This is a genomic window from Piscibacillus salipiscarius JCM 13188 (assembly GCF_001311865.1).
GTDB classification, from domain to species: Bacteria; Bacillota; Bacilli; order Bacillales; family Alkalibacillaceae; genus Piscibacillus; species Piscibacillus salipiscarius.
Genome location: NZ_BBCD01000053.1, coordinates 1 through 1,484, shown reverse-complemented (window position 1 = coordinate 1,484; position 1,484 = coordinate 1). Strand labels below are relative to the sequence as shown.

Below are 1,484 nucleotides of genomic sequence, written 5' to 3'. Positions count from 1 at the left end.
TGGTGTTCTGTAAAGAAAGTGGACACAATTACTCAAAATTTTTTGATGAGATGATCAACCATCGCAACTTGACATTGAGCCTCTGATTGCGTGCTGTTTAGCCAAGGCGCCAGCCATTAAGACTTGGCTAGCCCTTAGGCTAGCACGCAATCCACTCAATATAAAGTTGCTTAATCTCAGCCCTTAATGTGGTTCCTAGTGTTACCCTTTCAGTTCTCTAAACGGCGCTCATGCTCTTTTCAGACATGAAATTCTGCTCAAATTCATTTGGACTTAAATAGTCCAACGTTGAGTGGATTCTTTCATTGTTATAATATTGAATAATATATTGCACAATGTCTTGCTTGGCTTCTGCCTTCGTTTGGTACAGTTCGTCGCGACAATAAATCTTGTCTTTTTTCAGGGTTGAGTGAAACGATTCAGCCACGGCATTATCATAACAGTTCCCTTTACGACTCATGCTGATCTCGGCACCCATACTGTCAAGTTGGCCCGTATAGCGCTTTGATGCATACTGACTGCCACGATCTGAATGGTGCACAAAACCAGGTGCTGGTTGCCTAGATACAGTAGCTTGCTTTAAGGCTTTTAAAGGCAGTTCTACGGTCATTTGGTCGTCAATATTCAGGCCAACGACTTTTCGAGAGTATAAATCGATAATGGTAGCCAAATATAAAAAGCCTTCTAACGTGGGAATATACGTAATATCAGCTACCCATACTTTATTGGGGGCATCGACTTGAAAGTCCTGTTGGACTCTGTTCGGATAAATCGGGTTTTCGTGATTTGAATCGGTTGTTTTCGTGAACGAGAACTTCGTATTGGCATTCAAACCCATTTCTCTCATATATTTTGTTACAGTGCTTAAACAAACATTGTAGCCTTGTCGATGCAAGAGTTCTTTTATACGAGGGCTACCATATCGGCCATTATGATAATGAAAGCTATAATAGATTTCTTGTTTAATGGCCACTCGCTCCAGCTCTTGCTCACTAGGTTCGTGATGGCACCATTTATAATATCCGCTCCTTGAAACTTCTAACACATCACACATCTTCTCAATGCGGAATTCGTGACGGTGCTCATAAATGAACCGGTAAACTACATTTGGTCGTTCGAAAAGATGTGCGCGGCCTTTTTTTAGAATCGCTTTTTCCTCTTCTAGTTCTTGTATACGTTTTTAGGAGTTCTTTTTCACGTTCCTGATACTCCGAAGGGGTTTTATAGTCTTGGGCCTGGTCAGCTTCAGAACGTCGCTTTTGTTCCGCTGTTTTCCATCGATAAATGTTTTTGACTGATATACCTTGGTCCCGAGCTACATCTGTGCACTTGAGATTCTCATCCAACACAAGTTTTGTTATATAATCAATATACTCCTGAGGATAATTTTCAGATCGTTTTGGCAAGGTAAACACGCTCCTTAATAGTCTATTGTATTAAAAAAACTACTCAATCTCACGTGTCCACTTTTTATACTAACTCCA

2 protein-coding genes are annotated in these 1,484 nt (G+C 40.6%); both read right to left on the bottom strand.

Going from position 1 to position 1,484, the window contains the following annotated elements; all coding sequences use genetic code 11:
- Positions 1 to 217: 217 nt before the first annotated feature.
- Positions 218 to 1,147: an IS3 family transposase gene (locus JCM13188_RS17125; protein ID WP_279402061.1), complete on the bottom strand. Its 930-nt coding sequence runs from the start codon at positions 1,145 to 1,147 to the stop codon at positions 218 to 220.
- Positions 1,083 to 1,406: a transposase gene (locus JCM13188_RS17120; protein WP_054755039.1), complete on the bottom strand. Its 324-nt coding sequence runs from the start codon at positions 1,404 to 1,406 to the stop codon at positions 1,083 to 1,085. The genes JCM13188_RS17125 and JCM13188_RS17120 overlap by 65 nt, the downstream gene beginning before the upstream one ends.
- Between the last annotated feature and the right edge of the window lie 78 nt (positions 1,407 to 1,484).